At 55.3% G+C, this 23,915-nt stretch carries 22 protein-coding genes and 2 pseudogenes; 14 read left to right on the top strand and 10 right to left on the bottom strand.

From position 1 onward, the window contains the following. Positions 1–5 precede the first annotated feature (5 nt). From BSK21_RS10335 to BSK21_RS10325, 3 genes are read left to right on the top strand one after another with little or no spacing between them, the layout of a single operon-like run. Entirely contained in the window at positions 6–965 is a 960-nt protein-coding gene (locus BSK21_RS10335) for an ABC transporter permease (protein WP_067551346.1), read from the top strand. Continuing rightward, positions 962–1,780 carry an ABC transporter permease gene (locus BSK21_RS10330; RefSeq protein WP_067551343.1) on the top strand — a complete coding sequence of 273 codons (819 nt, stop codon included), beginning with the start codon at positions 962–964 and terminating at the stop codon, positions 1,778–1,780. The genes BSK21_RS10335 and BSK21_RS10330 overlap by 4 nt, the downstream gene beginning before the upstream one ends. Beyond that, positions 1,773–3,395, top strand: a complete 1,623-nt coding sequence (locus BSK21_RS10325) for an ABC transporter ATP-binding protein (RefSeq protein WP_067551340.1) — start codon at positions 1,773–1,775, stop codon at positions 3,393–3,395. The genes BSK21_RS10330 and BSK21_RS10325 overlap by 8 nt, the downstream gene beginning before the upstream one ends. A 1-nt stretch (position 3,396) precedes the next feature. Here the strand turns inward: BSK21_RS10325 and BSK21_RS10320 are convergent, their stop codons facing one another. After that, entirely contained in the window at positions 3,397–4,281 is an 885-nt protein-coding gene (locus tag BSK21_RS10320; protein ID WP_067551337.1) for a LysR substrate-binding domain-containing protein, read from the bottom strand. A gap of 112 nt (positions 4,282–4,393) precedes the next feature. On the opposite strand from BSK21_RS10320, the gene BSK21_RS10315 reads away from it, so the two are divergent. Both BSK21_RS10315 and BSK21_RS10310 read left to right on the top strand, forming a co-directional pair. Further along, positions 4,394–5,542: a TauD/TfdA family dioxygenase gene (locus BSK21_RS10315; RefSeq protein WP_067551334.1), complete on the top strand. Its 1,149-nt coding sequence runs from the start codon at positions 4,394–4,396 to the stop codon at positions 5,540–5,542. Beyond that, positions 5,539–6,270 carry a class II aldolase/adducin family protein gene (locus tag BSK21_RS10310; RefSeq protein WP_067551331.1) on the top strand — a complete coding sequence of 244 codons (732 nt, stop codon included), beginning with the start codon at positions 5,539–5,541 and terminating at the stop codon, positions 6,268–6,270. Before BSK21_RS10315 ends, BSK21_RS10310 begins: the two co-directional genes overlap by 4 nt. Before the next feature lie 15 nt (positions 6,271–6,285). Here BSK21_RS10310 and BSK21_RS10305 read toward each other — a convergent pair whose 3' ends face one another. Both BSK21_RS10305 and BSK21_RS10300 read right to left on the bottom strand, forming a co-directional pair. Next, positions 6,286–7,515, bottom strand: coding sequence for a mandelate racemase/muconate lactonizing enzyme family protein (locus tag BSK21_RS10305; RefSeq protein WP_067551328.1), 1,230 nt, complete (start codon positions 7,513–7,515; stop codon positions 6,286–6,288). Between the two features lie 27 nt (positions 7,516–7,542). Then, positions 7,543–8,625 (bottom strand): Zn-dependent alcohol dehydrogenase, encoded by a 1,083-nt coding sequence (locus BSK21_RS10300; RefSeq protein WP_067551325.1) that lies wholly within the window; start codon positions 8,623–8,625, stop codon positions 7,543–7,545. A 311-nt stretch (positions 8,626–8,936) separates the two neighbouring features. On the opposite strand from BSK21_RS10300, the gene BSK21_RS10295 reads away from it, so the two are divergent. The 8 genes and pseudogenes from BSK21_RS10295 to BSK21_RS10250 form a co-directional block, all read left to right on the top strand. Further along, positions 8,937–9,893, top strand: a complete 957-nt coding sequence (locus BSK21_RS10295) for an NAD(P)-dependent oxidoreductase (protein WP_074039022.1) — start codon at positions 8,937–8,939, stop codon at positions 9,891–9,893. Between the two features lie 159 nt (positions 9,894–10,052). Next, the gene (locus tag BSK21_RS10290) at positions 10,053–11,261 is read left to right on the top strand and encodes a site-specific integrase (RefSeq protein WP_067551322.1); all 1,209 of its coding nucleotides are present in this window, start codon (positions 10,053–10,055) and stop codon (positions 11,259–11,261) included. Further along, positions 11,245–11,802 (top strand): hypothetical protein, encoded by a 558-nt coding sequence (locus BSK21_RS10285; RefSeq protein ID WP_156529609.1) that lies wholly within the window; start codon positions 11,245–11,247, stop codon positions 11,800–11,802. The genes BSK21_RS10290 and BSK21_RS10285 overlap by 17 nt, the downstream gene beginning before the upstream one ends. Positions 11,803–11,876: 74 nt before the next feature. Beyond that, on the top strand, positions 11,877–12,068 hold the full coding sequence (locus BSK21_RS10280; RefSeq protein ID WP_067551317.1) for an AlpA family transcriptional regulator: 192 nt from the start codon (positions 11,877–11,879) through the stop codon (positions 12,066–12,068). A 107-nt stretch (positions 12,069–12,175) separates the two neighbouring features. Further along, the gene (locus tag BSK21_RS10275; RefSeq protein WP_067551314.1) at positions 12,176–12,760 is read left to right on the top strand and encodes a hypothetical protein; all 585 of its coding nucleotides are present in this window, start codon (positions 12,176–12,178) and stop codon (positions 12,758–12,760) included. Then, the gene (locus tag BSK21_RS10270) at positions 12,760–14,490 is read left to right on the top strand and encodes a DNA polymerase (protein WP_067551311.1); all 1,731 of its coding nucleotides are present in this window, start codon (positions 12,760–12,762) and stop codon (positions 14,488–14,490) included. Before BSK21_RS10275 ends, BSK21_RS10270 begins: the two co-directional genes overlap by 1 nt. 808 nt (positions 14,491–15,298) lie before the next feature. After that, positions 15,299–16,056 (top strand): IS5 family transposase gene (locus tag BSK21_RS15790; protein WP_156529608.1). Its coding sequence is split into 2 segments (ribosomal slippage): positions 15,299–15,617 and positions 15,617–16,056, totalling 759 coding nucleotides; the frame shifts between segments, so codons are not numbered across the junction. A gap of 180 nt (positions 16,057–16,236) precedes the next feature. Next, positions 16,237–17,001, top strand: a pseudogene (locus BSK21_RS10250) (ATP-binding cassette domain-containing protein); the annotation flags it as partial. A 169-nt stretch (positions 17,002–17,170) separates the two neighbouring features. Here BSK21_RS10250 and BSK21_RS15915 read toward each other — a convergent pair. The 3 genes and pseudogenes from BSK21_RS15915 to BSK21_RS10235 all read right to left on the bottom strand — a co-directional run. Continuing rightward, positions 17,171–17,346, bottom strand: a pseudogene (locus BSK21_RS15915) (IS3 family transposase); the annotation flags it as partial. Between the two features lie 123 nt (positions 17,347–17,469). Next, the gene (gene cueR, locus BSK21_RS10240) at positions 17,470–17,874 is read right to left on the bottom strand and encodes a Cu(I)-responsive transcriptional regulator (protein ID WP_067551288.1); all 405 of its coding nucleotides are present in this window, start codon (positions 17,872–17,874) and stop codon (positions 17,470–17,472) included. Beyond that, positions 17,871–20,390 (bottom strand): heavy metal translocating P-type ATPase, encoded by a 2,520-nt coding sequence (locus tag BSK21_RS10235; protein ID WP_067551659.1) that lies wholly within the window; start codon positions 20,388–20,390, stop codon positions 17,871–17,873. Before BSK21_RS10235 ends, cueR begins: the two co-directional genes overlap by 4 nt. A 174-nt stretch (positions 20,391–20,564) precedes the next feature. Here BSK21_RS10235 and BSK21_RS10230 point away from each other — a divergent pair, with 174 nt between their 5' ends. Then, positions 20,565–20,765, top strand: coding sequence for a heavy-metal-associated domain-containing protein (locus tag BSK21_RS10230; protein WP_067551283.1), 201 nt, complete (start codon positions 20,565–20,567; stop codon positions 20,763–20,765). Positions 20,766–20,853: 88 nt separating this feature from the next. Here the strand turns inward: BSK21_RS10230 and BSK21_RS10225 are convergent, their stop codons facing one another. From BSK21_RS10225 to BSK21_RS10210, 4 genes are all read right to left on the bottom strand, one after another. Further along, a complete protein-coding gene (locus BSK21_RS10225; protein WP_009573643.1) occupies positions 20,854–21,174 on the bottom strand; it encodes a YnfA family protein in 321 nt (106 codons plus the stop codon). 118 nt (positions 21,175–21,292) lie between these two features. Then, positions 21,293–22,021, bottom strand: a complete 729-nt coding sequence (locus tag BSK21_RS10220; RefSeq protein WP_067551277.1) for a DsbA family protein — start codon at positions 22,019–22,021, stop codon at positions 21,293–21,295. A gap of 5 nt (positions 22,022–22,026) precedes the next feature. Next, positions 22,027–22,497 carry a cytochrome c gene (locus BSK21_RS10215; RefSeq protein WP_009573641.1) on the bottom strand — a complete coding sequence of 157 codons (471 nt, stop codon included), beginning with the start codon at positions 22,495–22,497 and terminating at the stop codon, positions 22,027–22,029. Further along, positions 22,494–23,888, bottom strand: coding sequence for a multicopper oxidase family protein (locus BSK21_RS10210; protein ID WP_067551656.1), 1,395 nt, complete (start codon positions 23,886–23,888; stop codon positions 22,494–22,496). The genes BSK21_RS10215 and BSK21_RS10210 overlap by 4 nt, the downstream gene beginning before the upstream one ends. Positions 23,889–23,915 lie beyond the last annotated feature (27 nt).

The raw sequence follows: 23,915 nt of genomic DNA, 5'->3' as shown, positions 1-23,915 counted from the left end.
GCGGTATGAACGCACTTGTTCTAAAACTCTTGGTCCAGCGAATTTCGCTGGGCCTCGTTCTCATCTTTTTCGTGTCGATTATGATCTTTCTCGGCACACAAATTTTGCCGGGCGATGTCGCCCAAGCGATCCTTGGTCAATCTGCAACGCCTGAGTCTCTCGCCAACCTGCGCGAAGAGTTGGGCCTGAACATCCCTGCCTATCAGCGGTATCTGTCGTGGCTGGGCGGTGTTTTGCAGGGTGATCTGGGAACGTCCCTTACCAATGGTCGTGATATCGGTCAGTCGATTGCGGATCGCATGGGAAACACGCTTTTCCTTGCGGCATGGGCTGCGATTATTTCGGTGCCTTTGGCGATCACTTTGGGGCTTATTTCGGTTCTTTATCGGGGCCGGTGGCCTGACAAGTTGATCTCGGCGGTGACACTCTCGGCGATTTCCGTGCCAGAGTTCATGATGAGCTACATTCTGATGTATTACGTTGCTGTGCAACTCGGCTGGGCGCCGTCTGTTGCGATGCTCAATGATCGGATGAGCATGCTCGACAAATTGCATGCAATTTCACTGCCGATTGCCGTCCTTGTTATGGTGGTTCTGGCGCATATGATGCGGATGACGCGGGCGGCGCTGTTGAACGTTATGCAGTCGGCCTACATCGAAACGGCAGAGCTTAAAGGCATCCGCCGTTCGTCTGTGATCTGGCGCCACGCTTTCCCCAATTCCATCGCGCCAATTGTGAACGTCGTGATGCTCAACATGGCATACCTCGTTGTAGGGGTGGTCGTGGTTGAGGTGGTCTTTGTCTACCCCGGTATGGGACAGTATCTGGTCGATCACGTGGCCAAACGCGACGTACCTGTTGTGCAGGCCTGCGGTCTGATCTTTGCGGCGGTTTACATTTTCCTGAACATGTTTGCTGACATCGTTTCGATCCTCGCGAACCCAAGATTGAGGCACCCGAAATGAGACGTGTTCCCATTCCGGCCCTGATCGGGCTTTTCATCACAGGTCTTTTCATCCTCTCCGCCATCGCGGCGCCCGTCATCGCACCTTATGGGTTAAGCGAGATCGTCGGCGATGTGTGGGAACCTGCCTCGTCAGAATATTGGCTGGGCACGGACAACATCGGACGTGATTTGTTGTCCCGCCTCATTTGGGGTGGCCGCACGACGATCCTTGTTGCGATTGCCGCAACCGTAGTGAGCTTTGTGACGGGTTCTGTCCTAGGCTTATTTGCAGCTGTTGTGGGTGGCTGGATTGATCAGCTTCTGTCGCGCTTTGTCGATCTGATCATGGCGATCCCGACTCTGATTTTTGCTCTGGTCGTCCTGTCCGTTATGCCCGTCACCATTCCAGTTCTGATCCTTGTTATGGGGCTTCTGGATTCAACGCGGGTGTTCCGTTTGTCTCGCGCCGTCGCCAGTGACATTGCAGTCATGGACTTTGTCGAAGCGGCCCAGCTTCGTGGGGAAGGCCGCGCATGGATCATCTTCCGTGAAATCCTGCCCAACGCGCTGTCACCTTTGGTGGCTGAGGCGGGGATGCGCTTTATCTTTATGGTGCTCTTTGTGTCGACGCTGTCGTTTCTTGGACTTGGCGTGCAGCCACCCAATGCGGACTGGGGTGGCATTGTGAAAGAGAACAAAGACGGTATCGTTTACGGCATCCCGGCCGCGTTGTTACCTGCCATTGCAATCGCCGCGCTGTCGATCAGCGTCAACCTCGTGGCGGATTGGGTGCTCGACCGCACATCATCGTTGAAAGGGGGGCGCAATGGATAAGCCACTTCTCCAGATCGACAACCTGACGATTGAAGCGACCGCCTATCCACCGGGTGAGGCACCGCGTCGGATTACGATTGTTGATGGTGTGTCTCTGTCGCTCGAAAAAGGCAAAGTGCTGGGACTGATTGGTGAATCTGGGGCGGGTAAGTCGACGATTGGCCTCTCTGCAATGGCCTATGGGCGCGGCGGGATCGAACTTTCGGGTGGGGAAATCCATCTGAACGGACGTGAGATCCGCAAGGCCCGTGGCCGTGTGTTGCGGTCGCTGCGTGGCGCAGAAGTCACGTATGTCGCTCAGTCCGCAGCGGCCGCTTTCAACCCTGCGAAACGGTTGATGGAGCAGGTGACAGAGGCCGCTATAACCCATGGCCGCGCGACGAAGGCCGAGGCCGAGAAACGGGCGGTAGATCTATTCCGAAAGTTGGGCCTGCCTGAACCCGAAAGCTTCGGGAACCGCTATCCACACCAAGTTTCGGGCGGTCAGTTGCAGCGGGCGATGACCGCGATGGCGCTCTGTCCGCAGCCCGATTTGGTGATCTTTGACGAACCGACGACGGCGCTTGATGTGACGACCCAGCTTGGTGTTTTGGCGGCGATCAAGGCAGCTATTCGGGATCAGGGGGTGGCCGCGCTCTATATCACGCACGACCTCGCCGTTGTTGCGCAGATCGCGGATGACATCATGGTTCTGCGGCATGGTAAGACGGTCGAATATGGCACAGCCGAACAGATCATCACCGCGCCTAAAGAAGAGTACACTCAGGCGCTGGTGTCTGTGGTCGCCAAGGATCACGAGGAAAAGAACTCCGATCTGCCGCCGATCCTCGAAGTCAAAGGACTGCGGGCCAATTATCGCGGAATGACCCGTGATGTGCTGTCGAACATCAACGTTGCAATCCAACCGGGGACGACCCTCGCTGTGGTGGGGGAATCCGGCTCGGGCAAATCGACCTTAGCACGGGTGATCACGGGGCTCTTGCCGTTGAGCGCGGGGCAAATGGTGTTTGATGGGAGGCCATTGACGCCCGATCAAAAATCCCGATCGCGGGATGATTTGCGCGAACTTCAGATGATATACCAAATGGCAGACGTTGCGATGAATCCGCGCCAGACCGTTGGCACGATCATCGGGCGTCCGTTGCAGTTCTATTTCGGGATGAAGGGCAAAGTGCTACGCAATCGCGTGGTAGAACTGCTCGATGAGATTGAACTGGGTGAAAAGTTCATTGATCGGTATCCAGCTGAATTGTCGGGCGGTCAAAAGCAGCGTGTGTGTATCGCTCGTGCGCTTGCCGCAAAGCCCAAACTGATCATTTGCGACGAGGTGACGAGCGCACTCGATCCCTTGGTGGCTGAGGGAATCCTGAAGTTGCTCGCTGATCTGCAAGAGCGTGAACAGGTATCCTACATGTTCATAACTCATGACATTGCAACCGTTCGTGCCATTGCGGATACGATTGCGGTGATGCACCTCGGTAAACTTGTCCGTTATGGCAAAAAGTCCGAAGTCCTCGCCCCGCCGTTCGATGACTACACCGACATGCTGCTGAAATCTGTACCCGAACTACGCATGGGTTGGATGGAAGAGGTGATGGGGACGGCTGCAGAATAACCTATGTGGCCTCCTCTCGGAGCCATTGGGTGAACAGAAGCGCGTCTTTCGACGGGTCAACACCCGTCGAGACGTAATAGGCGGTGCCTAAGTCATGTGTGCCGTTCGGCCATTCGGTTAGGGTACCCTCTAGGACAGCGCGTTCAGTGATTGATCGCCAGCCCAGCATTAGCCCGCGTCCGTCAATCACGGCCTGCATGGCTTGAACATAGTTGTTGAAGCTTTGACCGCTGCTGCGTGGGCGGGTGATGCCTTTTACGGCAAGGTAATCCTCCCAACCTGCCCAGTGCTGGTTGTGCGGATTGCGCACATGGATGAGAGGGGCCGTGTCTAGGTCCACCCCATCTTCCATCAGCCGCGCGACCAGATCGGGCGAACCAACAGGGCACACGATTTCATCAAAGAGCTTTCCGTTGATGCCCTCACGCCAGCCGCCTGTGCCGTAACGAAGCGCGATATCCACGCCCGGCGAAAGGACGGGGAGGTCGGATGCAGGTGCCTGAACGTTCACCGTGATTTCCGGATGGCGATCATAAAAACCTGATAACCGAGGCATTAACCAATATGTGGCCACGCCGAGCGTACAGGCCACGGTGATCTGACGGTCTGCATCTGTTTGCATTGCCCGAATGTCTTCCAAGGTTGCAGAGATGCGGCCTAGTCCTTCGCGAACGGCACGGGCGAGGAGTTCACCTTCTTCGGTCATGCGAGAAGGCCTGACTGATCGGTCGATTAACCTAACCCCTATGTAATCTTCGAGCGCCTTGATTGCTTGGCTCACCGCGGGCTGTGTCACGTTAAGTCGCGCTGCTGCATCACGCATAGAACCATGGCGCGATAAGGCCTCAAAAGTTACAAGAAGGCGAAGTGGGGGGAAGTGATTCATTGTGACATTAGTATAAGCATTTGATTAAGTAATGATTATACTAACCAAGCTATCGCGCAAGCTATTCCCGTGAGACGTTTAACCTCAGCGAACATCCTCTTGGGGCCATACAATGAACGAACTGAGCTCAACCATGACCGCGCCACATGTGACCGAAGTCGGTGACAAGGGTCTGCACATCACCTTGTCCGATGGCGGGTCGCATTACTTCAATTACTATTGGCTGCGTGATAACTGCCCATCATCGTTTAGCTCTGTCACCCGTGAGCGGAGCTTTGACATTTTTCACCTCGACGCGGCGCCGCGTCCGAATTCCGCCGTTGTTGACGGTGATGCCTTAGTGATCGACTGGGCAGGTGAGGATCATGTGACTCGCATGCCTCTCGACTGGTTGGACACGTATAAAGTCGCCAAGCCGCGCCCCGATCCCGCCGACTTGCCGCGCGTTGCGTGGTATAGCGACCATTATCCGACCGTCCCACGTTTTTCCCAGCCAGAGTTGGTTGCCGACAAGACAAAGCGCGCTGCGTGGATCGAGGCAATGCTGGTCCACGGATTTACCATTGTGACCGATATGCCTGACAGCAACGAAGGGCTCACCCAAACGGCAGAGCTGATGGGCTATGTGCGGCCTACGTTCTTTGGCGACTATTTCGATGTGAAGACCCACATCAACCCGACGAATACGGCTTATACCTCTGCGGCACTCGAACTACACACGGACACTCCCGCCGAAGAATTCGCGCCGGGTATTCAGTTTCTGCATTGTCGGGTGAACACCGTGGACGGGGGGCAGAGCCTCTATTCGGATGGTGTGGCTGTGGCGAATGATTTCCGCAAACGCGATCCCGAAGGGTTCAAACTTCTGTCCGAAGTGTCGATCCCGTTCTTCTGCGAACATGACACCTATGACTCGCGGTCGCGTCAGACGGTGATCGAGTTGGACCAGCATGGCGAAGTCTCTGGCCTCACGATCAGTCAGCATATGGCGGATATTTTCGATCTCGATCAGACGCTGCTTGATGACTACTACCCTGCATTCTGTCGCTTTGGGAAAATGCTGCAGGAAGACAAATATATGATGCGGTTCCTGATGAAGGGCGGCGAATGTATGGTCTTTGATAATCACCGTATTGTGCACGGTCGTGCGGCCTACTCGGCGACGAGCGGGGATCGTTACTTGCGCGGATGTTACGTGGATCGCGGCGAAATGCGGTCGACCTATCGCGCGCTGGTCAGCGAAGGAAGGTTCAAGGCATGAACGCACCGACTGTGACGTTGGACGCCACCGCTACACTGCGCCGTGATTTGGCAGATGCGTTTCGCATCTGCCATATGCTTGGATGGAGCGAGAGCGTCGGGAACCATTTCAGTGCTGCAGTTTCAGCCGATGGGCAAGAGTTCCTGTTGAACGCAAAATGGCAACATTTCGCGACGATCAAGCCTGATGACCTTTTGTTGCTCGACAGTCGGGATGAAGGCATCATGGATCGCCCTAATGCACCTGATGCTTCGGCGTGGTGCGTTCATGGCACCATGCACCGTCGTTTGCCAAACGCCCGCGTGATCCTGCATGCCCATTCGCCCTACGCTACGGCCTTGGCCTGTTTGAAGGACCCGACCGTTGTCCCAATCGACAATAACACGGCCCGGTTCTTTGGGCGCACCGCTTATGATTTGTCCTTCGGCGGCATTGCGGACGCAGAGGAAGAGGGCGAGCGTTTGGCCGAGTCCATCGGTGACAAATCGGTCCTCGTCATGGGGAACCATGGCGTAACTATCGTTGGTGAAACGGTGGCTGACGCGTTCGAAGACTTGTATTTCTTTGAGAAGGCCGCGCAGACGATCATCCTCGCACGGTCCAGTGGTCAACCATTGGCTATTTTGTCGGACGCAGTGGCGCAGAATACCGCGGATGGATGGACGCCGTATCGCGGGATGGCTCAGAAGCACTTTGACTATCTGCGAAGTACCTTGCCGCCGTTATAACAGGGTAGGGGCGCCTCAGGTTTTTGAGGGCGCCCCACCTTCGAATACGTTCTCTTCATGATAACTGATTGGCGCTTCCTGCATTTGCAGGTGCAAGCCATCACCGTCGTAGGCATTGGCACGAGCGAGGTCTTCATCCACTTCGATGCCCAAGCCCGCACCGTTTGGCACAGTCACAAAACCATTTTCGACCGTTAGCTTGTTCTTGATCAGCGCCGAATGGAACGGCGTCTCAATCGTCTCTGCCATGAGGATGTTGGGGATCGTCGCGGCGAGCTGAATATTCGCAGCCCATTCAATCGGCCCCGCATAGAGGTGTGGCGCGACTTGGGCGTCCCACGCCTCGGCCAGCACCGCGATTTTGCGCGTTTCCCAGATCCCGCCAGATCGCCCAAGGGCAGGTTGAAGGATTTGAACCCCAGCCCTTAGTGCCTCCGCGAATTCTCGGGTTGTGGTGAGGCGTTCACCTGTCGCAACGGGGATGTTCACGGCTTCGGCCACCTTTTGCATTTCGCGCAGGGTATCGGGCGGAATGGGTTCTTCGTACCAGAGAGGCGAATAGGCTTCGATGGCTGCCCCCATGCGGATCGCCCCGCCCGTCGAAAACTGACCATGCGTGCCGAACAACAGATCAGCGCGGTCACCAACTGCCTCTCGGATTGCGGCGCAAAACTCAACGGATCGGCTGATGTCACGCATCGCCGGCATGTGGCCGGACCGAATGGTGTATGGGCCAGCTGGATCGAATTTGACCGCAGTATAGCCTTTGTTCACCATATCCAGCGCGCTCTCTGCAGCCATCGCGGCATCGACCCAGAAGTTGGGCAGGGTGTGCGTGTCGCGGGTCGGGTAAAGGTAGGTGTAGGCGCGAATGTGGTCGTTAAGTTTGCCGCCAATCAGGGCATGAACGGGCCGATCCCGATCTTTGCCGAGGATATCCCAGCAGGCGATCTCCAACCCAGACCAAGCGCCCATGACCGTCAGATCAGGACGCTGCGTGAACCCCGATGAATAAATGCGACGGAACATCAGTTCGATATTCTCAGGATTTTCGCCCGCCATATGCCGTTCAAACACATCGCGGATAACGTGGCGCATGGCCTCTGGCCCCACGGTCGAGGCATAACATTCACCCCAGCCCACAATGCCTGTGTCGGTCGTGACTTTCACCAAGATCCAATAACGCCCTCCCCAACCTGGCGCAGTTGGAGAGGTTACAATGACATCCAAATCGGCCAGTTTCATATCAGGCCCTCCAGTTTATAGCTGGGTTTAAAAGACGATGACGTTCCGTTTCGCGGTGCCCGTTTTCGTGGACTCAATCGCTTCGTTGATTTGATCCAAGCTGTATTTCTCAGAGATCAATTCATCGAGCTTCAGCCGTCCTTGGCCATAGAGGTCGATCATCCATGGAATGTCGCGCTTGATCACGGCGTCGCCCATTTTTGAGCCGATCAGCGACTGACCAGCGGCAGCAAAGTTACCCGGCTCATACTGGCTCATGGCACCAGATGGCGGCATTCCGACCATCACGACCTTGCCGCCTTTTGCGATATAGCGGGGGGCATCGTTGTACGCGCCCGCAGCACCCACGGTGACAAAGACCGCATCCGCGCCTCGGCCTAATGCCTCTTTCGCGGCGCGCCACGGATTCTCTTGGGTGCCGAGAACGGTATCGGTGGCGCCGAAATCCTTTGCGATTTCGAGTTTTTCCTCGGACATGTCGATGGCAACGATCCGACGCGCACCTGCGATCCGTGCGCCTTGGATTGCGTTCAGGCCCACGCCGCCAGCGCCGATCACGACAACGTCCTGACCCGCGCGAATCTGAGCTGCATTCACCACGGCGCCGACGCCTGTGATGACGCCACAAGCGAGCAGAGACGCAGCTGCGAGGTCCATATTTTCGGGGATACGCACGACCTGACTGTGATCCACTACGACCTTTTCAGCAAACCCGCCCGTTGCCATCGCCTGATGCAGCTTGCCGCCATCAACCGTTTTCAATGGCCCATGGTCGCCGTCATAGGACGTGTCGCAAATCGTAGGCTTGCCGGACGAGCAGGGCGCACATGTCCCGCACGACCGGATCAGTGTGACGACGACTGGGTCGCCGACCTTGACCCCGTGGACACCATCGCCGACGGCAGTGACATGGCCAGCGGCCTCGTGCCCATATACGGCAGGGAGCGATCCGCCCCAAGCGCCTGACGCGTATGTAATATCGGAATGGCAGATCGCACAGGCAGCAAGAGTCACCTCAACTTCGCCACCGATCGGGGCGCGGAGTTCAACATTTTCGACGACCAGTGGTTTTCCAAACTCGTGACAAACGGCGGCTTTAATATGTGGCATTTATTCGGCTCTCCTCATTCCTCCGACGCAGGGTTGCGCGGATTGTTTGAGTCGAACAAGGAAAAACTTGATCAAATTTTGATGTTGGTTCGAATTAGAAGGATGTCACGCCAAATGTGCTGTGATCTCACACACAAAAAGGGTGCGAACTATCTGATTTCGCTAAAGATATATCGAAAGCTCCGCGCGCGCTCCAAAGGTAGATATCCTATCGAAATAAACTGACAGATCAAAATAACTGTGAAACGCTGACGTCAAAGATCCACCCTGCCGTGCCAGAGGTGAAAACACCGAAATATGAGGGTGACGCAATGAAAGTTGGTTTTATCGGTCTCGGAAATGTTGGTGGCAAACTGGCGGGGAGTTTGATCCGCAATGGTTTCGATACCGTTGTTCACGACCTCAACAGCGATTTAAAAGAGGTGTATGAACAGCGTGGCGCCTCTTGGGCGGATAGTCCCAAAGAGATGGCCGAAATCTGCGATGTGGTGATCACTTGTTTGCCATCGCCCAAAGCTTGTTCCGTGGTGATGGAGGCCGACAATGGCGTGATTGCGGGGCTGTCTGCGGGCAAGGTTTGGATGGAAATGTCCACGACCGATGCCGATGAACTCAAACGGATTTCCCAGATCGTTCAGTCAAAGGACGCCTATGCGGTGGAATGTCCAGTTTCGGGCGGATGCCATCGCGCGGACACGGGCAATATCTCGATTTTTGTGGGCGGGGATCGAGCTGCCTTTGATAAGGTTCTGCCACTCACCACCACATTGGGCCGTCGTGTGCTGCATACTGGCGAACTGGGGTCTGCATCTTTGTTGAAAGTGATGACGAACTACCTCGCCACAGCGAACCTTTTGACTTGCTGTGAGGCGTTGATCACGATGAAAGCCGCAGGGCTGGATATGGCGACGACCTACGAGGCGATTAAGATTTCGTCGGGGACCAGCTTTGTCCATGAAACCGAAAGCCAGTTGATCTTGTCGGGGTCGCGGGATGTGAACTTCACGATGGATCTCGTGCAAAAGGACATCGGGCTGTTCCAGAAAATCGCGGACGATCACGGTGTGCCGCTCGAAATTTCGCCTCTGATGATTAAGATTATGACCGACGGTCAGCGACGGTTTGGTGACCGCGCCCAATCGGACCGGATTATTGAACGTCTCGAAGAAGCCACGGGCCTTAGCGTTCTGGCGGATGGGTTCCCACGCGAGCTGATCGACGATGAACCCGAAGAAGCAGGCTACGAGGTTTTCCCTAAGGGGCGATAACAATGTTGGGGAAAAGTGGCAGCCCGTAGGGAACTCTGGTGTTTGTTCTATTTAGGTGCATGAGTTCCATATCTCCTTTATTTATTGGGTTTTTCGCTTTCAATTTGTCTCATGATATGCATTCTGTAGTAAGGTGTTTGGCTACAATTGGTATACAGGATGGCCTTGAAGTTTCGTGAGTTGGAGGGGCTGGCTCAGCAGCGCGAAGAGCAATGGGTCCCCGATGGCACCCCCAACCTTTATGTGTTTTGTAGGTCCTCTGGGCGGATGTCCTGGGTCTGCCGCATCACGATTGGGGGTAAGAGAACAAATCTCACGCTTGGCACGTGGCCTGACCTGAAAGCGGATGTGGCACGCCAGGTTACCAGTGTGATCAAGGGTTTGGTTGGGGCAGGGTATAGCGCGCAGGTTATCAAGTCTGCCTTAGGTGTGACTGTAGACCCAATTGCTATGCAGCGTCTGGTGATCACTGGGCGAGTAAGTGACCATGACGCTCCGCCAACTTTCGAGGAGGTTGCGCGTGATTGGTATGAAAACCATTTAAAGGCTGGTTTATCTGAAGGTGCTTACAAGCGTCAGGTTATCCAACAGCTCGAAGACTATGTTTTTCCGGCTTTGGGCACGCGACCTGTTGATCAAATTAAACGACGAGAGATCGTCGAGACGTTGAAAGATATCTGGCTTACGAAGCCTCCGTCGGGCAAAAAATTACGCGGCAATGTGGAGCGCATTTTCGACTACGCTGTGGATCAGGAATTCTTGGAGTTTAATCCCTGTCCTCCAGTGCGCTCCATGCCCAAACAGAATTACGTTGAGAAGCACTTCGACGCTTTGACGCCAGAGCAGGCGCCAGCAATGTGGCGTTGGTTAAATAATCACTTCGGATTGCGTGACCAAACTCGATATGGGCTGATGCTTGTGTTGTTGACTGGTAAACGCTCAAGCGAGGTCCGTCATATGGAGTGGGGGCATATTGATCTCAATAGAGGCATTTGGACGACCCCTGCAGAGGGCATGAAGATGCGTAAAGAACATCGGCAGCCGTTGAGCCGTCAAGTTCTCGCACTTCTTGGCGAACTCCACCATGTTTCCGGTGGAAGACGATATGTGCTGGGGAATGCGAAGGACCGAGTGATGTCGGAGAATGCGATGCTGTATGCAATCAAAGAGTTCTCGGATGTAACAGTCCATGGATTGCGGGCTACTCTTGGGTCGTGGATGGCGGAGAATGGTGTCCGCAAGATTGTCGCTGATTTTGTCAAAGCGCATCAGCCAAAATCATTTGACGTCGCCTATCAACGGTCTGATTTGTTGGAAGAGCGTCGCGATGTCCTGCAGAGGTGGGCGGATTATGTCAGCGCTGATTGACCGTATTAAAAAGGGAAGATCACGACCAACCTGGCGAGATATGAGCCGGGAGGACTTGGTAGCCGCGGTTCGGGCAGAACGTGGAGATACTAGCGTTGAACTGAATATAGATTGGGAGAGTATGCTCTTTGGTTTCCTGCGCGATAATGATGAAGCATTATTAAGCCTGGATTTTCACAGCACTCCGACAGAGGGAACGAAGCGCGCAATCGCACGAGCTCTCAAAGAGCGTATTTCTGTGCCTTCTGACCTTCTTGCGTGGCTCGGAGCTGAGATATTGGAGCCAGCTAAGAAGAAGCGAGGCAGGCGTCCAATGACTTTTCGCAATCATGAGCTCGGGCGTCTGGTAAAGATTGTTCACGAGAATACAAATCTGCCAATTGATGATGCGAGCCATATCGCGCCCGATACAGCAATTGCTGTGGTTGCAGAAGCGTTTGGGATGGAGCAGTCGACCGCTTTCGATGCGTATTACGATTATAACCGATTGCTAAATAGAAAAAATGCTGAGGCCTCCCACGTAGGGAAAAAAGAAGGATAATTATCCCGTCGTCACAGACCCTTCGGGGGTGACTACGATGAGTCGCATACAGTTCACCTTGCACAGGAGCTACTATGCGACCAACTCGAATTATCCGCCTGAAAGAGGCCCTTTACCGCACAGGTTACACTCGTGCGGGCTGGTATCGCGCTATGCATCGCGATCCGCTTTTCCCTCAGCCTGTCAAACTAAGCGAGCGTTGCATCGGGTTTCGCGAGGCTGACATCGATGCATTGATTGAGCGTCTATCTTCCCAGCCTGATTGAGATTGGCTGGTCGCTGCAATCCCCCAATTTTCCACTTTAACGTTCCGTGAAAATTCAACTGAAACAGTTGGATGGACGGAAAACTTAACCTTAACGGAGGGACTTTTATGTCTACGCAACAAACCGCAAACCCGTTTGACCCAGAGCAATTCCGTGTCACTGACACTTTGGGAATTACTGGCGACGGTATCAAAAAAGAACTGACGCGTATCCGTGTCGGTAAACCGAAAAAATCTTCCTTCTTCCGAGTTCACCCCAATGAGTCTTATCGCATTCCGGTAAGTGTGATTGAGGACCACAGCGGGGGTATGAAAGAAGAGTATCTCGTCATGCCCCACATGGCGCTTCAATACGCTGAGGAAACGACGCCGAAACTTCTCGTTCTGTGCGTTGATAAGATGGGTATCCCGTTTTTGTGGCTCGCTCCGCGTGTTGATACCACAAGCCCGATGCGAGCCAACCTCTGGAATGAAACAGCTTTGAAGGGGCTTGATCTCGCTCTGACGAAGTGGGTGCGTCTTTCCGCTAACATGCATGAAGGCTGCTATAATGTGCATACTGCGGGTGAAGAACCTGACCCAGTTTGGCCCGAGCTGACAATGGCGCAATTGATGGAATTGGGTTTTGGGGAGGAGAGGGTCATCCGCAGTGATCAGCACCCGCTCATACGCCAGCTGTTGGGGCGCGACTGATGGACTGGATGCAATCGTATAAATCGATCTTTGTGTTGGACTTTGAGTTCATAGCTAAGGACGGCGAGCGACCAACTCCAGTTTGCATGGTGGTGACAAATGTCACCACCAACACCACCACGAAGTATTGGCTAGATAAGCTTGATAAGTGCCCGTTCCCAACTGGCTCTGAGCATCTGTTCGTTGGATATTTTGCATCTGCTGAATGGGGCTGCTTCCTACAGCTCGGATGGGAAATACCTGAGAGGATTATCGATCTTTATGCTGAATTCCGTTTGCACATGAATGGCCGCCTTGCCGCCGCTCGGGGCAATGGTCTCATCAGTGCATGCAAGAGTTTCGGTATCCGCGTGATGGAAACTTCAGAGAAGAATGCAATGAGAGACTTGATCGTTGCGGGCGGACCTTGGACGGAACAGCAGCGTAATTCCATCCTCGATTATTGTGCGGCAGATGTGGAGATTACCGCAAAGCTATTTTTGAAAATGTGGCCCATTTTTGCCCCAACAGAGGTAAAGCTTGGCCAGGCTTTGTTTAGAGGTCGATACACAGCAGCTGTCGCGCGCATGGAGCATGCCGGTGTTCCAATGGATGTAGAGCTTCACGAGCAGCTCTTAGAGCGTTGGCCTTTAATAAAAGATCGCCTGATTGCCGAGGTTGACAAGGGCTATGGTGTCTATCAAGGCGCCGTCTTTAAGACATCCTTGTTTGAAGCGTGGCTAAAAACGCAGGCAATTTCTTGGCCTCGCACTGCAAATGGAAAGCCTAAGTTAGATGATGCAACGTTTCGCGATCTTGCGTTGAAGCATCCTCAGCTAAGCGCTTTACGTGAATTGCGGAAGACAATGTCGCAAATGCAAACCCTTAAGCTTGCTGTCGGCAAGGATGGGCGCAATCGGACGTTACTTGGCCCCTTCGGGTCGAAGACCGGGCGCAACCAGCCGTCAACCACTCGCTTCATCTTTGGGAATGCGGCTTGGCTTCGGTCGCTAATAAAGCCTTCTCCAGGACACGGCCTGGCCTATGTGGATTACTCCAGTCAGGAGATTGCAATCGCGGCAGCTTTAAGTGGCGATCAAAACATGTGGGCAGCATACAGCTCAGGTGACCCCTACATGGCATTTGCTATACAGGCTGGACTGGCGCCCGAGGGAGCAACAAAGGCAACCCACAAAGATATCCGTAATCAGTGCAAGCAGATTGTGCTGGGTGTGGGATATGGCATGGGTGCCGAAGCAATGGCGGGCGCAGGTGGCATTTATGTCGTTCAAGCGCGTGCATTACTGCAAAGTCACAAGATGACTTATCGGAAGTTCTGGGCTTGGGCCGAAAGAAATCAGCTTCACGCGTTAATGCAAGACACTTTGCGCACCCCGTTGGGTTGGGAGATCAAGTTAGCTGATGACCCGGATCCAAATGAGAGAAGCTTGCTGAATTGGCCGATGCAATCAACCGGAGCTGATATCATGCGCTTGGCGGCGTGTCTGCTGACAGAGGCAGGTATCGAGGTCTGTTGTCCTGTGCATGACGCGTTCTTGGTTGGATATTCTTTGGGGGATCAGGAGCGGGTTGTTCGGGAAACCTGTAATTTGATGGTCGAAGCTTCCCGAATTGTTCTGGGAGCTGAGTATCCCTGTCGGGTGGATGTCGAAGCGATCAGTTACCCAGACCGATATTCCGACGAGCGTGGTGAGGCGATGTTCGCGCAGGTCTCACGGCTTCTCGAGTAAGTGCATACAAAGGCTGGTTTCGGCCCAAGGTTAGGCCGAAACCTTCCGACCCGGTGTAACTTACTCATTTACTTATCCTCTATTATATTGAGGGGTATCTTGAGATGGTTCGACCCTACAACACACCAAAGCGTTACCTCTGTCTGAATTTAGACGGGTGTGGTCAGATTTTGCCAGACTGGCTGATGGTCTTTTGTGAGATCGCACGGCAGGTTCGGGTTCAGAAAATTGGTCCCGGTGGTGAATTAGAGTTAAGGTCGCCGATTTGGAGCTCCGCGGGTGTAGAGACTTTAGATCGCCGAAAGAAGATATTGGCTCACCTGGAAGCTAAGGTGCCTCCTCAAATGCTTCGATTTAGCCGCAGGAAAGGGCGATCGCCAATTGCGGTGATTGGGGTTAATTTTGAGGATTGCCTGAGTGGCGGACAGACGCTCTCTGGTGGGGATCATGTCCAGCTCAGTCAGGACTAAGGCCTGCTTAAGTGGCGCTTCTACGGGGCGCTCAGGGAGCGTGCGGGTCCTTCTGGACGTTTACCCTTGCGAGTGGTTCGGGCCGCTGACCTTGGCTAGCGATGGGGTGTACTATGGGGAGGTCAACAGGCCGCTAGTAATGTAAGCGAGCTGGTTGATGACTTTTGGGTCTTCAAAGAACCCCAGGTTCGAATCTCGTTACCACAGCCACTTCCCCCTTTCCAAAAATATGTCGGCGTTGGGCGCGTTTTCCTTTTTATTTCAAAGGGACTTAGGGTCAGGATGCATTGATTTCGTCCGCGTGGCGTGATTCACGGCTCTGAAAACGGAGCCGTGACATGAGCGATCTTTACTGGCTGAGCGACGCGCAGATGGCCAAGCTGGAGCCCTTTTTCCCGAAGTCGCACGGCAAGCCCCGTGTGGACGACAAGATGGTGTTGAGCGGTATAATATTCATCAATCGCAACGGCTTGCGCTGGCGCGATGCGCCTGCAGAGTACGGTCCACACAAAACGCTCTACAGCCGTTGGAAACGCTGGAGCGACAAGGGTATCTTCGCCCGAATGCTTCTCGAACTGGCCGATCAGGGCGGCAGCACCGACACGCTGATGATTGACGCAACCCACCTCAAGACGCACCGCACGGCCTCCAGCTTGGGGCTAAAAAAGGGGGGCGTGGTCGCCTGATCGGGCGCACCAAGGGTGGGATGAACTCGAAACTGCATGCGGTGACCGATGCGGCAGGCCGCCCGCTGAGGATGTTTCTGACGGCTGGCCAGCGGAGCGATTACATCGGCGCGCGGGCATTGCTGGATGGGCTGCCGCCCGCCGAACATCTTCTGGCAGACCGTGGATACGACGCGGACTGGTATCGCGAAGCCCTTGAAGACAAGGGGATCAAACCCTGCATCCCATCAAGGAAAGGCCGCAAGGTCGCGATCCCGCACGATGAGGCGCGTTATAGAAAGCGCCACAAGATTGAGAACAGCTTCGCCCGTCTCAAGGACTGGCGACGGGTCGCAACGCGCTACGACAGGTGCCCGAAGGTCTTCCTGTCCGCATGCGCCTCGGCCGCCGTGGTCATGTTCTGGTTATGAATCCTGACCCTAGTGACCTTCAAGGGGCTACTGAGGACGAAACATTGGACGATTTCCGTCTCAGATATGGTTTTGTCTCAAAAGCACCGAACCTGAGTAACTTTGGGTCTTTGTCATCAAGTACATTAAATACAATTAGTTAGTGGAAATTGCTCGCTATCGGGTTGCGGTTTGGAGGCTCATCGCGGAACTTTGACCACCGTCGAGACCAACGAGGAAGAAGTCACCCGGTTGATGATCGGTCGAAAGCTCGATCTGTCGCGCAACGCGTCCCATCACGAGTTGGGCGATGTCGCGATAGAAGTGCGTGATCTCTCTTGCGGGTCGCTTTACCAAAACGTCAATTTTGAAGTTCGTCGCGGCGAGGTTGTCGGCTTCTACGGCCTCGTTGGTGCAGGACGGACCGAAATCGCCGAAACGCTGTTCGGCCTGCGGGAACCCTCGGATGGTAAGATCCTTCTGGACGGACAGGAAACTGTCATCAACCCTCCGGCGGATGCTATCAGTCTGGGAATATCGCTCGTCCCTGAGGACCGTAAGGGACAAGGTCTGGTGCTGGGCATGAATTGCCGGGACAACATGACCCTGCCACAGGTGGGCGATTTGACCTCTGGTCCGTTCGTAGCCGAGGGCGCCGAAATCGCGATTTTTGATCAGTATCGGGATCGTCTGGATATCCGGACACCGGGCTGGAAGCAGCTCGTCGGCAACCTGTCCGGCGGCAATCAGCAGAAGATCGTCATTGGCAAGTGGCTTTCGATGCATCCCAATGTACTGATCGTTGACGAACCCACACGTGGGATCGACGTGGGATCAAAATCCGAGATCCACAATTTGATCCGCGAATTGGCAGCACAGGGCTATGCGGTGATCGTGATCAGCTCGGAAATGCCGGAAGTATTGCACGTCAGCGACCGTATCGTTGCGATGTATAGCGGCAAGCTATCGATGGGATGGCCGACGTTTTCTCAGGCGGCAAGCAGAGGGGGCCGAAAGAAGCGGAAGTCAAAGAACTGGATGCCAAGATCGGGAGGTTTGCGGTGTCCGTCGTCATATAAAATGGGACATCAGAGCGGCTTGATCATTGGAGGCTCTGGTTCGGTTGTGTGATTAATTATGCTGCTTGTTTTTGATGTTGCAAGCGGCGTTGTCGGATTGTCTGTCTCTTGATTTTTCTCTTTCTCTCGGAATGACTTTGTCTCGGCCGAAGTAGACGTCGGCGGGTGTGACGTTGTTCAAGCTCTCGTGGTATCGCTTGTTGTTGTAATATTCGACGAAGGCCCCAATCTGGCGCACAGATCAACTTCGTTGCCGACCGTGTGAATGGCAAGCTGACTATTACAGAGCTGGTGCAGTAACTACAGGTCGCGCGCCCTGTCTCGCAGGGCGCGCGATTTCATTCGTCGTCGGAGATCATGAGCAAGTTGCGTCGTCTACGACAGAAAGATCCGCAAGAATTGGACAATCCGGTCGGTGATCGCCAGCACACTGGTGCACGAGAGACGAAAGAGTTTCTTTCATCGACATGAGTTTAGAGATCTTTTCATCAATCTGGCGCAGGTGCTCCTCTGCGACGGCCTTTACCTGCGCACTTTCTCGATTGTCATCGTTATAGAGCGCCAAGAGCGTACGGCAGTCTTCGATTGTAAATCCCAAGGCTCGCGCTCGTCCGATGAATGCCAGCTTATGAAAATCGATCTCTCTGAAGCTTCGATACCCGTTTGCAGCGCGCAAAGGTGTTACTAGACCGATATCCTCATAGTAGCGAATGGTCTTGGCCGGCACTCCTGACCGCTCGGCAACATCACCAATGTTCATTTCTGCCTCCTCTCACTCGGCCGGGACGGGGCGAAGTCCTCCACCCGCCCAGACTCTTGGCGCTCGTCCATCGCCGGTCTTACGCGCCGCAGCCGCAACGCGTTCGTCAAGACAAAGACCGAGCTAAGTGCCATCGAACCGGCAGCGACGACCGGTGACAGCAGCACGGCGAAACTCGGATAAAGCGCTCCGGCGGCCAAGGGTATCAAAGCCACATTGTAACCAAAGGCCCAACCAAGGTTCTGTTTGATGTTTCGCATGGTGTGTCGCGAGATCTCGAAAGCGTTCACAACGCCGCGAAGATCACCGGACATCAATACGACATCTGCGCTTTCGATCGCCACATCCGTGCCAGTGCCGATGGCGATGCCAACATCCGCGTGAGCGAGCGCGGGTGCATCGTTGATGCCATCGCCAACAAAGGCCAATGTGCCCTGCTGGCGCAGATTTTCCAGTGCCGCCACCTTGCCGTCGGGCAAGACCCCCGCGATCACGTGGTCGATACCAGTCTCTTCGGCAATTGCTTCTGCCGTTTCGCGTTTGTCGCCGGTAATCATTGCCACCTTCAAACCCAGACTGTGCAGTGCGGCAATCGCGGCTCGGCTCGAGGGTTTGACCGGATCGGCGACGCCAATCGCAGCCACCGCCTTGCCATTGATTGCGGCGAAGATTGCGGTGCGACCTTGCCGTGCGAGCATAGTTTCAGCCTCTGCGAGTTCACCAAGATCGATCCCTTCGCGCTGCATCATCCGGTCAGCTCCGACAACAACCTGGGCCCCGTCAACGATGGCGCGCACGCCATACCCTGTAATCGAAGTAAACGCGCTCGGTTCCGACAGTCTGATGTTTTCCGCCTGCGCGCCGCGCACGACAGCTTCGGCGATCGGGTGTTCTGATCTGGCTTCGACCGATGCGACTGCCGCAAGAACGGTGCAGCGCTCGGCTCCTTTGGCCAGCACAAGGTCGGTCAGCGCGGGACGTCCGGCGGTGACGGTGCCGGTCTTGTCCAGGGCGACAACCTTAACGTCCCCCAATGCTTGCAGAGCATCCCCCTTGCGGAACAACACGCCCATTTCAGCAGCGCGACCGGTCCCGACCATGATCGACGTCGGCGTCGCCAGTCCCATCGCGCAGGGACAAGCAATGATGAGAACTGAGACACCCGCGACCAGCGCATAGGTGAGGGCGGGATCAGGGCCGAATATTAGCCAGACAAGGATCGTCAAGGCGGCGAGGGTCATCACAGCGGGGACGAACCAAAGCGTGATCCGATCCACCAACCCTTGAATGGGGAGCTTGGCGCCCTGCGCTTCTTCGACCATGCGGATGATTTGCGACAGGGTGGTATCCGCCCCAACACGCGTTGCTTTGTAGGTCAGACTGCCCGCGCCATTGACCGTACCGCCCGTGACAGGATCACCAGCCGACTTGCCGACCGGCACGGGTTCCCCGGTGATCATGCTTTCATCGACATGGCTTTCGCCGTCCACAACCTCACCGTCCACGGCGAGTCGTTCTCCGGGGCGCACAACAATCAGATCTCCGGTGCGCAAGGCATCGATCTCGACCTCGACGGGATCGCCGTCACGCAAAACACGCGCCGTACGAGCCTGCAGGCCGAGCAGCTTCTCGATTGCAGCCCCTGTTCGCCCTTTCGCTCGCGCTTCGAGCCAGCGCCCGATGAGGATCAGGACCACGATAACCGCGGCGGCCTCGAAGTAGACAGCGCGGACGGCCTCGGGCATCAGCGACGGCAAGAACGTTGCGACAACTGAATAAAGATAAGCTGCGCCTGTGCCGACGGCGACCAGACTGTTCATGTCTGGAGCACCTTTCAGCAAGGCCGGAAACCCTTTCAGATAGAACTGTCGGCCGGGCCCAATGAGCACAGCCGTTGTGAGGATGAACTGGATCAACCAGCTGGCCTGCTGTCCTATGGTATTGTTGATCGCCATATGCACGGCCGGGATCAGGTGCCCGCCCATTTCCATCAGGAAAACCGGCAAAGCGAGTGCTGCGGCCAGTGCCACCCGGCGTGCCAACCCGCGCGCTTCCTCTTCTTTTCGCGAAGTGCGATCCTGTGTTGCCGTGGCCTCGGCCACGCTGGCTGGATATCCGGCTTGCTCGGATGCACGGATGAGGGCCACAGGGTCGGTCATGCCCTCAAGATATGTGATGCGCGCATTTTCCGCCGCAAGATTAACGTTGACCTCCAACACGCCGGGAACCGAGGCAAGCGCCCTATCGACGCGCCCGACACAAGAAGCACATGACATGGACGCGATGTTCAGCGTCACGGATGCCGTTCGCGCTGGATACCCGAGATCTTTCAGGGCTTGGACCGCATCTTGCAGGTGGGGCGAACCATCCACGCTGAAACGCGCCGTCTCGTTCGCGAGGTTCACCGAGACATCGGATATTCCCCTCAACGCGGCTAGGCCCCGATCCACGCGCCCTACGCATGAGGCGCAAGACATTCCTTCAATCGAGAGTGTCACTTTGGATTGATCTGTCATTTCAGTCTCCTGGAATCCCATTTGACACCCCAAATAGGAGTTCCAGTGACTGGAAGGTCAATGCCCAATTTGAACTTTCCTGGCATCGCTTAAAAAATCTACGGAGACCCTTGACCTTCCCCCCACTGGAGGCCCCATCTGCACTGAACAAGCTGTCACAGAGGAGACATCGACATGAAATTCAACGTTCCCGACATGAGTTGTGGTCATTGCACCAGTACGATCGAAAAGGCGATCAAGGCAGCTGACGCAAATGCGAGCGTATCTTGCGACATTCCGGCCCGCACGGTTTCTGTTGAAGGTGCACTGTCAACAGAACGGCTGACGGCCCTGCTTCGTGAAGCTGGGTACGAAAATACCGTGGCGGCTGCCTAATCTATGGGTCATCGCACCCGTCACAACGGGTGCGATGACCTAGCGATTTCTAGCGACGGATTTGCCTGGTTTTCTGAGGTTCCGCAGATCATGAGCGCGAAGGCAACAGGATGAGAGCACTGCCTAAGAGGCAAAGAAGAATGCCTGCAATGTCCCAGCGGTCCGGTCGGCTCCCCTCCACTAGCCACATCCAGATCATGGACGCCGCTATGTAGACGCCCCCGTAAGCTGCATATGCCCGACCGGCCATTTCGCTTTCTGCGCGCGTCAAAAGCCATGCGAAGAGTGCCAAACTTACCAGACCTGGCCCGACCAAAAGCGGCGAACGATCGAGCCGCAACCATGCCCAGAAAGCAAAACATCCAGCGATCTCGGCAAAGGCAGCAATAAGATACCAAAGGTAAGTCATCTTCTCGCCGCTTCTTTCAGTGGTAGGCCGTGCCTAGGTCTTTTGGTCTGTAGGGGCTCCGACACATTCGCCTGCTACATTGCTCATCGGGCCTGATGTCAGAACCCACCGCAGAGTGCTAGTTTGCCGACGCCCGCACGTTGTCGACCAGTTCCGTGAGCTTATCGCTTTCCACGAAGCCTGGAACCAGATTGTCGCCGATCACAAATGAAGGCGTGCCACTGAAGCCGAGCGACTGCGTCAACCGCATCGAGGTCGCGATATGCTCTTCAATTTCGGGGCGCTCCATGTCAGTTTGAAGGCGTTCGATGTCGAGACCGACTTCTTGTGCTATCCTGAGAACGCTTGCTTCTTCCGCCCGGCCGTTCATACCCATTAGGGCCCAGTGGAATGCCTCATACTTGCCTTGCAGCCGCGATGCGAGTGCAGCTTTGGTTGCAAACACGGATCCGTCCCCGAGAATTGGCCATTCGCGATAGACCAGACGCACATTGGGGTCAGCCTCCAGCAGTGCCTGAACTTCCGGCATAGCGCGGCGACAATATGGGCAGTTGTAATCGAAAAATTCGATAACGGTCACATCCCCATCGGGATTGCCGAGAACCGGTGCATTCGGGTCTTGCTCGAGCAATTGTCGCTGATCGCGCAAGACGGTTGCCTGCGCTTGTGCCTGGGCTTCGGCGTCCTGACGTTGAAGTATTTCGACTGCTTCCATGATGATTTGCGGATTCTCGCGGATAGCCTCATATACAAGTTCCTTGACCCGCGCTTCGTCCAGGTCTGCGGCCTGCACTGCCATTGGAAGTAAGGCAAATGACGATACGAGCATCAAATTTCTGAAAATCATGTCTATTATCCCTCTTGTTCTGCTGCTGTGCGTGCGGCCTGAGCATTGCGCTCTCGCTCTGGCCAGGTCGACTTAATGAAGCCGAGAATGTTCCAAATTTCCTGATCTGTGAGTTTGCCGGCGAAGCCCGGCATGCCACTGTCGAAATCTGAGCCCTGTTGTCGCATCAGTTCCGCCCCCCCGAGCTTGGTGTAGGAGAACAAAATCTGGTCACTATGGTGCCAGGTATGACCGTTGCGATCATGCGGCGGCGCGGGCAGGCGGCCATCTGAACCAGGGCTTCGCCAGTCTGGTTGCCCTTCGAGATTGGCGCCATGGCAGGACGCACAGTTTTCAGAATAGAGAGCTTGCCCCAGTTCGATATTGACGTCGTCAAACGGGGAAGAACCCTGGGAGGCATTGCCGCTGAACCACCAGGTTGCACCTAGCCCAATCAGGCCAATGGATGAAATTACCGCTAGGTAAGCTGATCTCATGCGACCTCCAGCCACGTCATCATGCCGGATGCCGCGTGCGAGAGCATGTGACAGTGAAACAGCCACTTTCCCGGATTGTCGGCAACGAAGGCGATCTCGCGAGTCTCGCCACCGAACATCAGCAAGGTATCCCGCAGGGGACCAACTTCACCGCCCTCCAGCACCTCCCGGAAATGCATCCCGTGCAAATGCATGGCGTGGGGGAAGGATGTATCGTTGTAGATCTCCACTCGCGCTGTTTCACCGCGTGACAGGCTAGCCAGTGGCTTCTCGGTCATGCCCACGGTACCATTGAAAGCCCAGAACTGGTTCGCGTCGACCAGTTGGCGGAACGTTTTTCGCTCACCCTCAAGTATGGCTGCGTCAAGGTTGCCCATTGCACCGCCTTCCATGTTGAGCCTGATGCGTCTCGCCTGCTCCAGTCCCGGCACATCCATATTAGGGTTCGGTGGCAGAACTTGGGGGGCATCCCGCACAGCGGAGGCCAAAGTGCCGGTCACGCGAAACTCGGTTTGGGCAAATCCCTGGCCGTCTTCAAGCCGCACCAGATGAGCACTTTCCCCTTCATCCGCAATGACGTCGACGAACAAATCCGCTCGTTGTCCCGGCCCAAGGATGATCGGTTCGCTAATCTCACTTGGTGTCTCCAGTGGCATTCCGTCGAACGCCATCACCCACCCCTTCAGACCTGACAGGCCCAAAACAAAGATCCTGGCATTTGCCGCGTTGATCAACCGAAGCCGCATCCGCTCGCCCCGGCTCACGTTGAGCGTAGAATTGAAGCTTCCGTTGGTGGCCACAAAGTTGCCGCGGCGGCCTGCATGGCTACGATCATGAACGGCTTCGAAATCTGGGTCGAGTTGTGCGGTCTCCGGGTTGAGGAGCCAATCGTCAAGAATAAGGACTTCATCCCGATCAACATCCGGGGCTATCGGTTCTTCGACGATCAACGCTCCGTAGAGCCCACGAGCGACCTGTTCGACGGAGCGATTATGCGCGTGAAACCAAAAAGTTCCTGCATCTGGAACGGCAAAATCGTAGTCGAAGGTTTCGCCTGTGGGGATGGCATCTTGGGTGAGCCCGGCCACGCCGTCCATCGCATTTGATATCCGCACGCCATGCCAGTGCAGGGACGTCGCCTGCGGCAACTTGTTGACGAGCCGACGTTGAAGACGCGCGCCCTGCCGAACACGGATCACGGGGCCAGGAAGCTTTCCGTCATAGCCCCAAATCTCCGTCTTGGGGTAGTCCGGAGGGGCGAGTTGTACGGCGCCACTTTGCGCTGTCATCACCTGAAATTCAGGGGTGGCTGCTGATCCGGCCTTGGGGAAGAGGCTCAACGCACTCATTGCCAACCCCGATTGAATGAATGCTCTTCTGGTGTGTGTCATTTCGTTCTCGTTTGTTGTGCGAGCCAG

The sequence above is a fragment of the Marivivens sp. JLT3646 genome (genome assembly GCF_001908835.1).
Lineage (GTDB): Bacteria > Pseudomonadota > Alphaproteobacteria > Rhodobacterales > Rhodobacteraceae > Marivivens > Marivivens geojensis.
The sequence above is the reverse complement of the archived record's forward strand: the minus strand, read 5'-3'. Positions and strand labels throughout refer to the sequence as shown.

What these genes read in the sequence shown, in the direction of transcription:
- BSK21_RS10220 (WP_067551277.1), bottom strand. Translation starts at nt 22,021, where the DNA reads ATGATTTTCAGAAATTTGATGCTCGTATCGTCATTTGCCTTACTTCCA.
- BSK21_RS10320 (WP_067551337.1), bottom strand. Translation starts at nt 4,281, where the DNA reads ATGAATCACTTCCCCCCACTTCGCCTTCTTGTAACTTTTGAGGCCTTA.
- BSK21_RS10290 (WP_067551322.1), top strand. Translation starts at nt 10,053, where the DNA reads ATGGCCTTGAAGTTTCGTGAGTTGGAGGGGCTGGCTCAGCAGCGCGAA.
- BSK21_RS10230 (WP_067551283.1), top strand. Translation starts at nt 20,565, where the DNA reads ATGAAATTCAACGTTCCCGACATGAGTTGTGGTCATTGCACCAGTACG.
- BSK21_RS10215 (WP_009573641.1), bottom strand. Translation starts at nt 22,497, where the DNA reads ATGAGATCAGCTTACCTAGCGGTAATTTCATCCATTGGCCTGATTGGG.
- cueR (WP_067551288.1), bottom strand. Translation starts at nt 17,874, where the DNA reads ATGAACATTGGTGATGTTGCCGAGCGGTCAGGAGTGCCGGCCAAGACC.
- BSK21_RS10325 (WP_067551340.1), top strand. Translation starts at nt 1,773, where the DNA reads ATGGATAAGCCACTTCTCCAGATCGACAACCTGACGATTGAAGCGACC.
- BSK21_RS10210 (WP_067551656.1), bottom strand. Translation starts at nt 23,888, where the DNA reads ATGACACACACCAGAAGAGCATTCATTCAATCGGGGTTGGCAATGAGT.
- BSK21_RS10225 (WP_009573643.1), bottom strand. Translation starts at nt 21,174, where the DNA reads ATGACTTACCTTTGGTATCTTATTGCTGCCTTTGCCGAGATCGCTGGA.
- BSK21_RS10315 (WP_067551334.1), top strand. Translation starts at nt 4,394, where the DNA reads ATGAACGAACTGAGCTCAACCATGACCGCGCCACATGTGACCGAAGTC.
- BSK21_RS10285 (WP_156529609.1), top strand. Translation starts at nt 11,245, where the DNA reads ATGTCAGCGCTGATTGACCGTATTAAAAAGGGAAGATCACGACCAACC.
- BSK21_RS10295 (WP_074039022.1), top strand. Translation starts at nt 8,937, where the DNA reads ATGAAAGTTGGTTTTATCGGTCTCGGAAATGTTGGTGGCAAACTGGCG.
- BSK21_RS10330 (WP_067551343.1), top strand. Translation starts at nt 962, where the DNA reads ATGAGACGTGTTCCCATTCCGGCCCTGATCGGGCTTTTCATCACAGGT.
- BSK21_RS10305 (WP_067551328.1), bottom strand. Translation starts at nt 7,515, where the DNA reads ATGAAACTGGCCGATTTGGATGTCATTGTAACCTCTCCAACTGCGCCA.
- BSK21_RS10235 (WP_067551659.1), bottom strand. Translation starts at nt 20,390, where the DNA reads ATGACAGATCAATCCAAAGTGACACTCTCGATTGAAGGAATGTCTTGC.
- BSK21_RS10275 (WP_067551314.1), top strand. Translation starts at nt 12,176, where the DNA reads ATGTCTACGCAACAAACCGCAAACCCGTTTGACCCAGAGCAATTCCGT.
- BSK21_RS10310 (WP_067551331.1), top strand. Translation starts at nt 5,539, where the DNA reads ATGAACGCACCGACTGTGACGTTGGACGCCACCGCTACACTGCGCCGT.
- BSK21_RS10280 (WP_067551317.1), top strand. Translation starts at nt 11,877, where the DNA reads ATGCGACCAACTCGAATTATCCGCCTGAAAGAGGCCCTTTACCGCACA.
- BSK21_RS10335 (WP_067551346.1), top strand. Translation starts at nt 6, where the DNA reads ATGAACGCACTTGTTCTAAAACTCTTGGTCCAGCGAATTTCGCTGGGC.
- BSK21_RS10300 (WP_067551325.1), bottom strand. Translation starts at nt 8,625, where the DNA reads ATGCCACATATTAAAGCCGCCGTTTGTCACGAGTTTGGAAAACCACTG.
- BSK21_RS10270 (WP_067551311.1), top strand. Translation starts at nt 12,760, where the DNA reads ATGGACTGGATGCAATCGTATAAATCGATCTTTGTGTTGGACTTTGAG.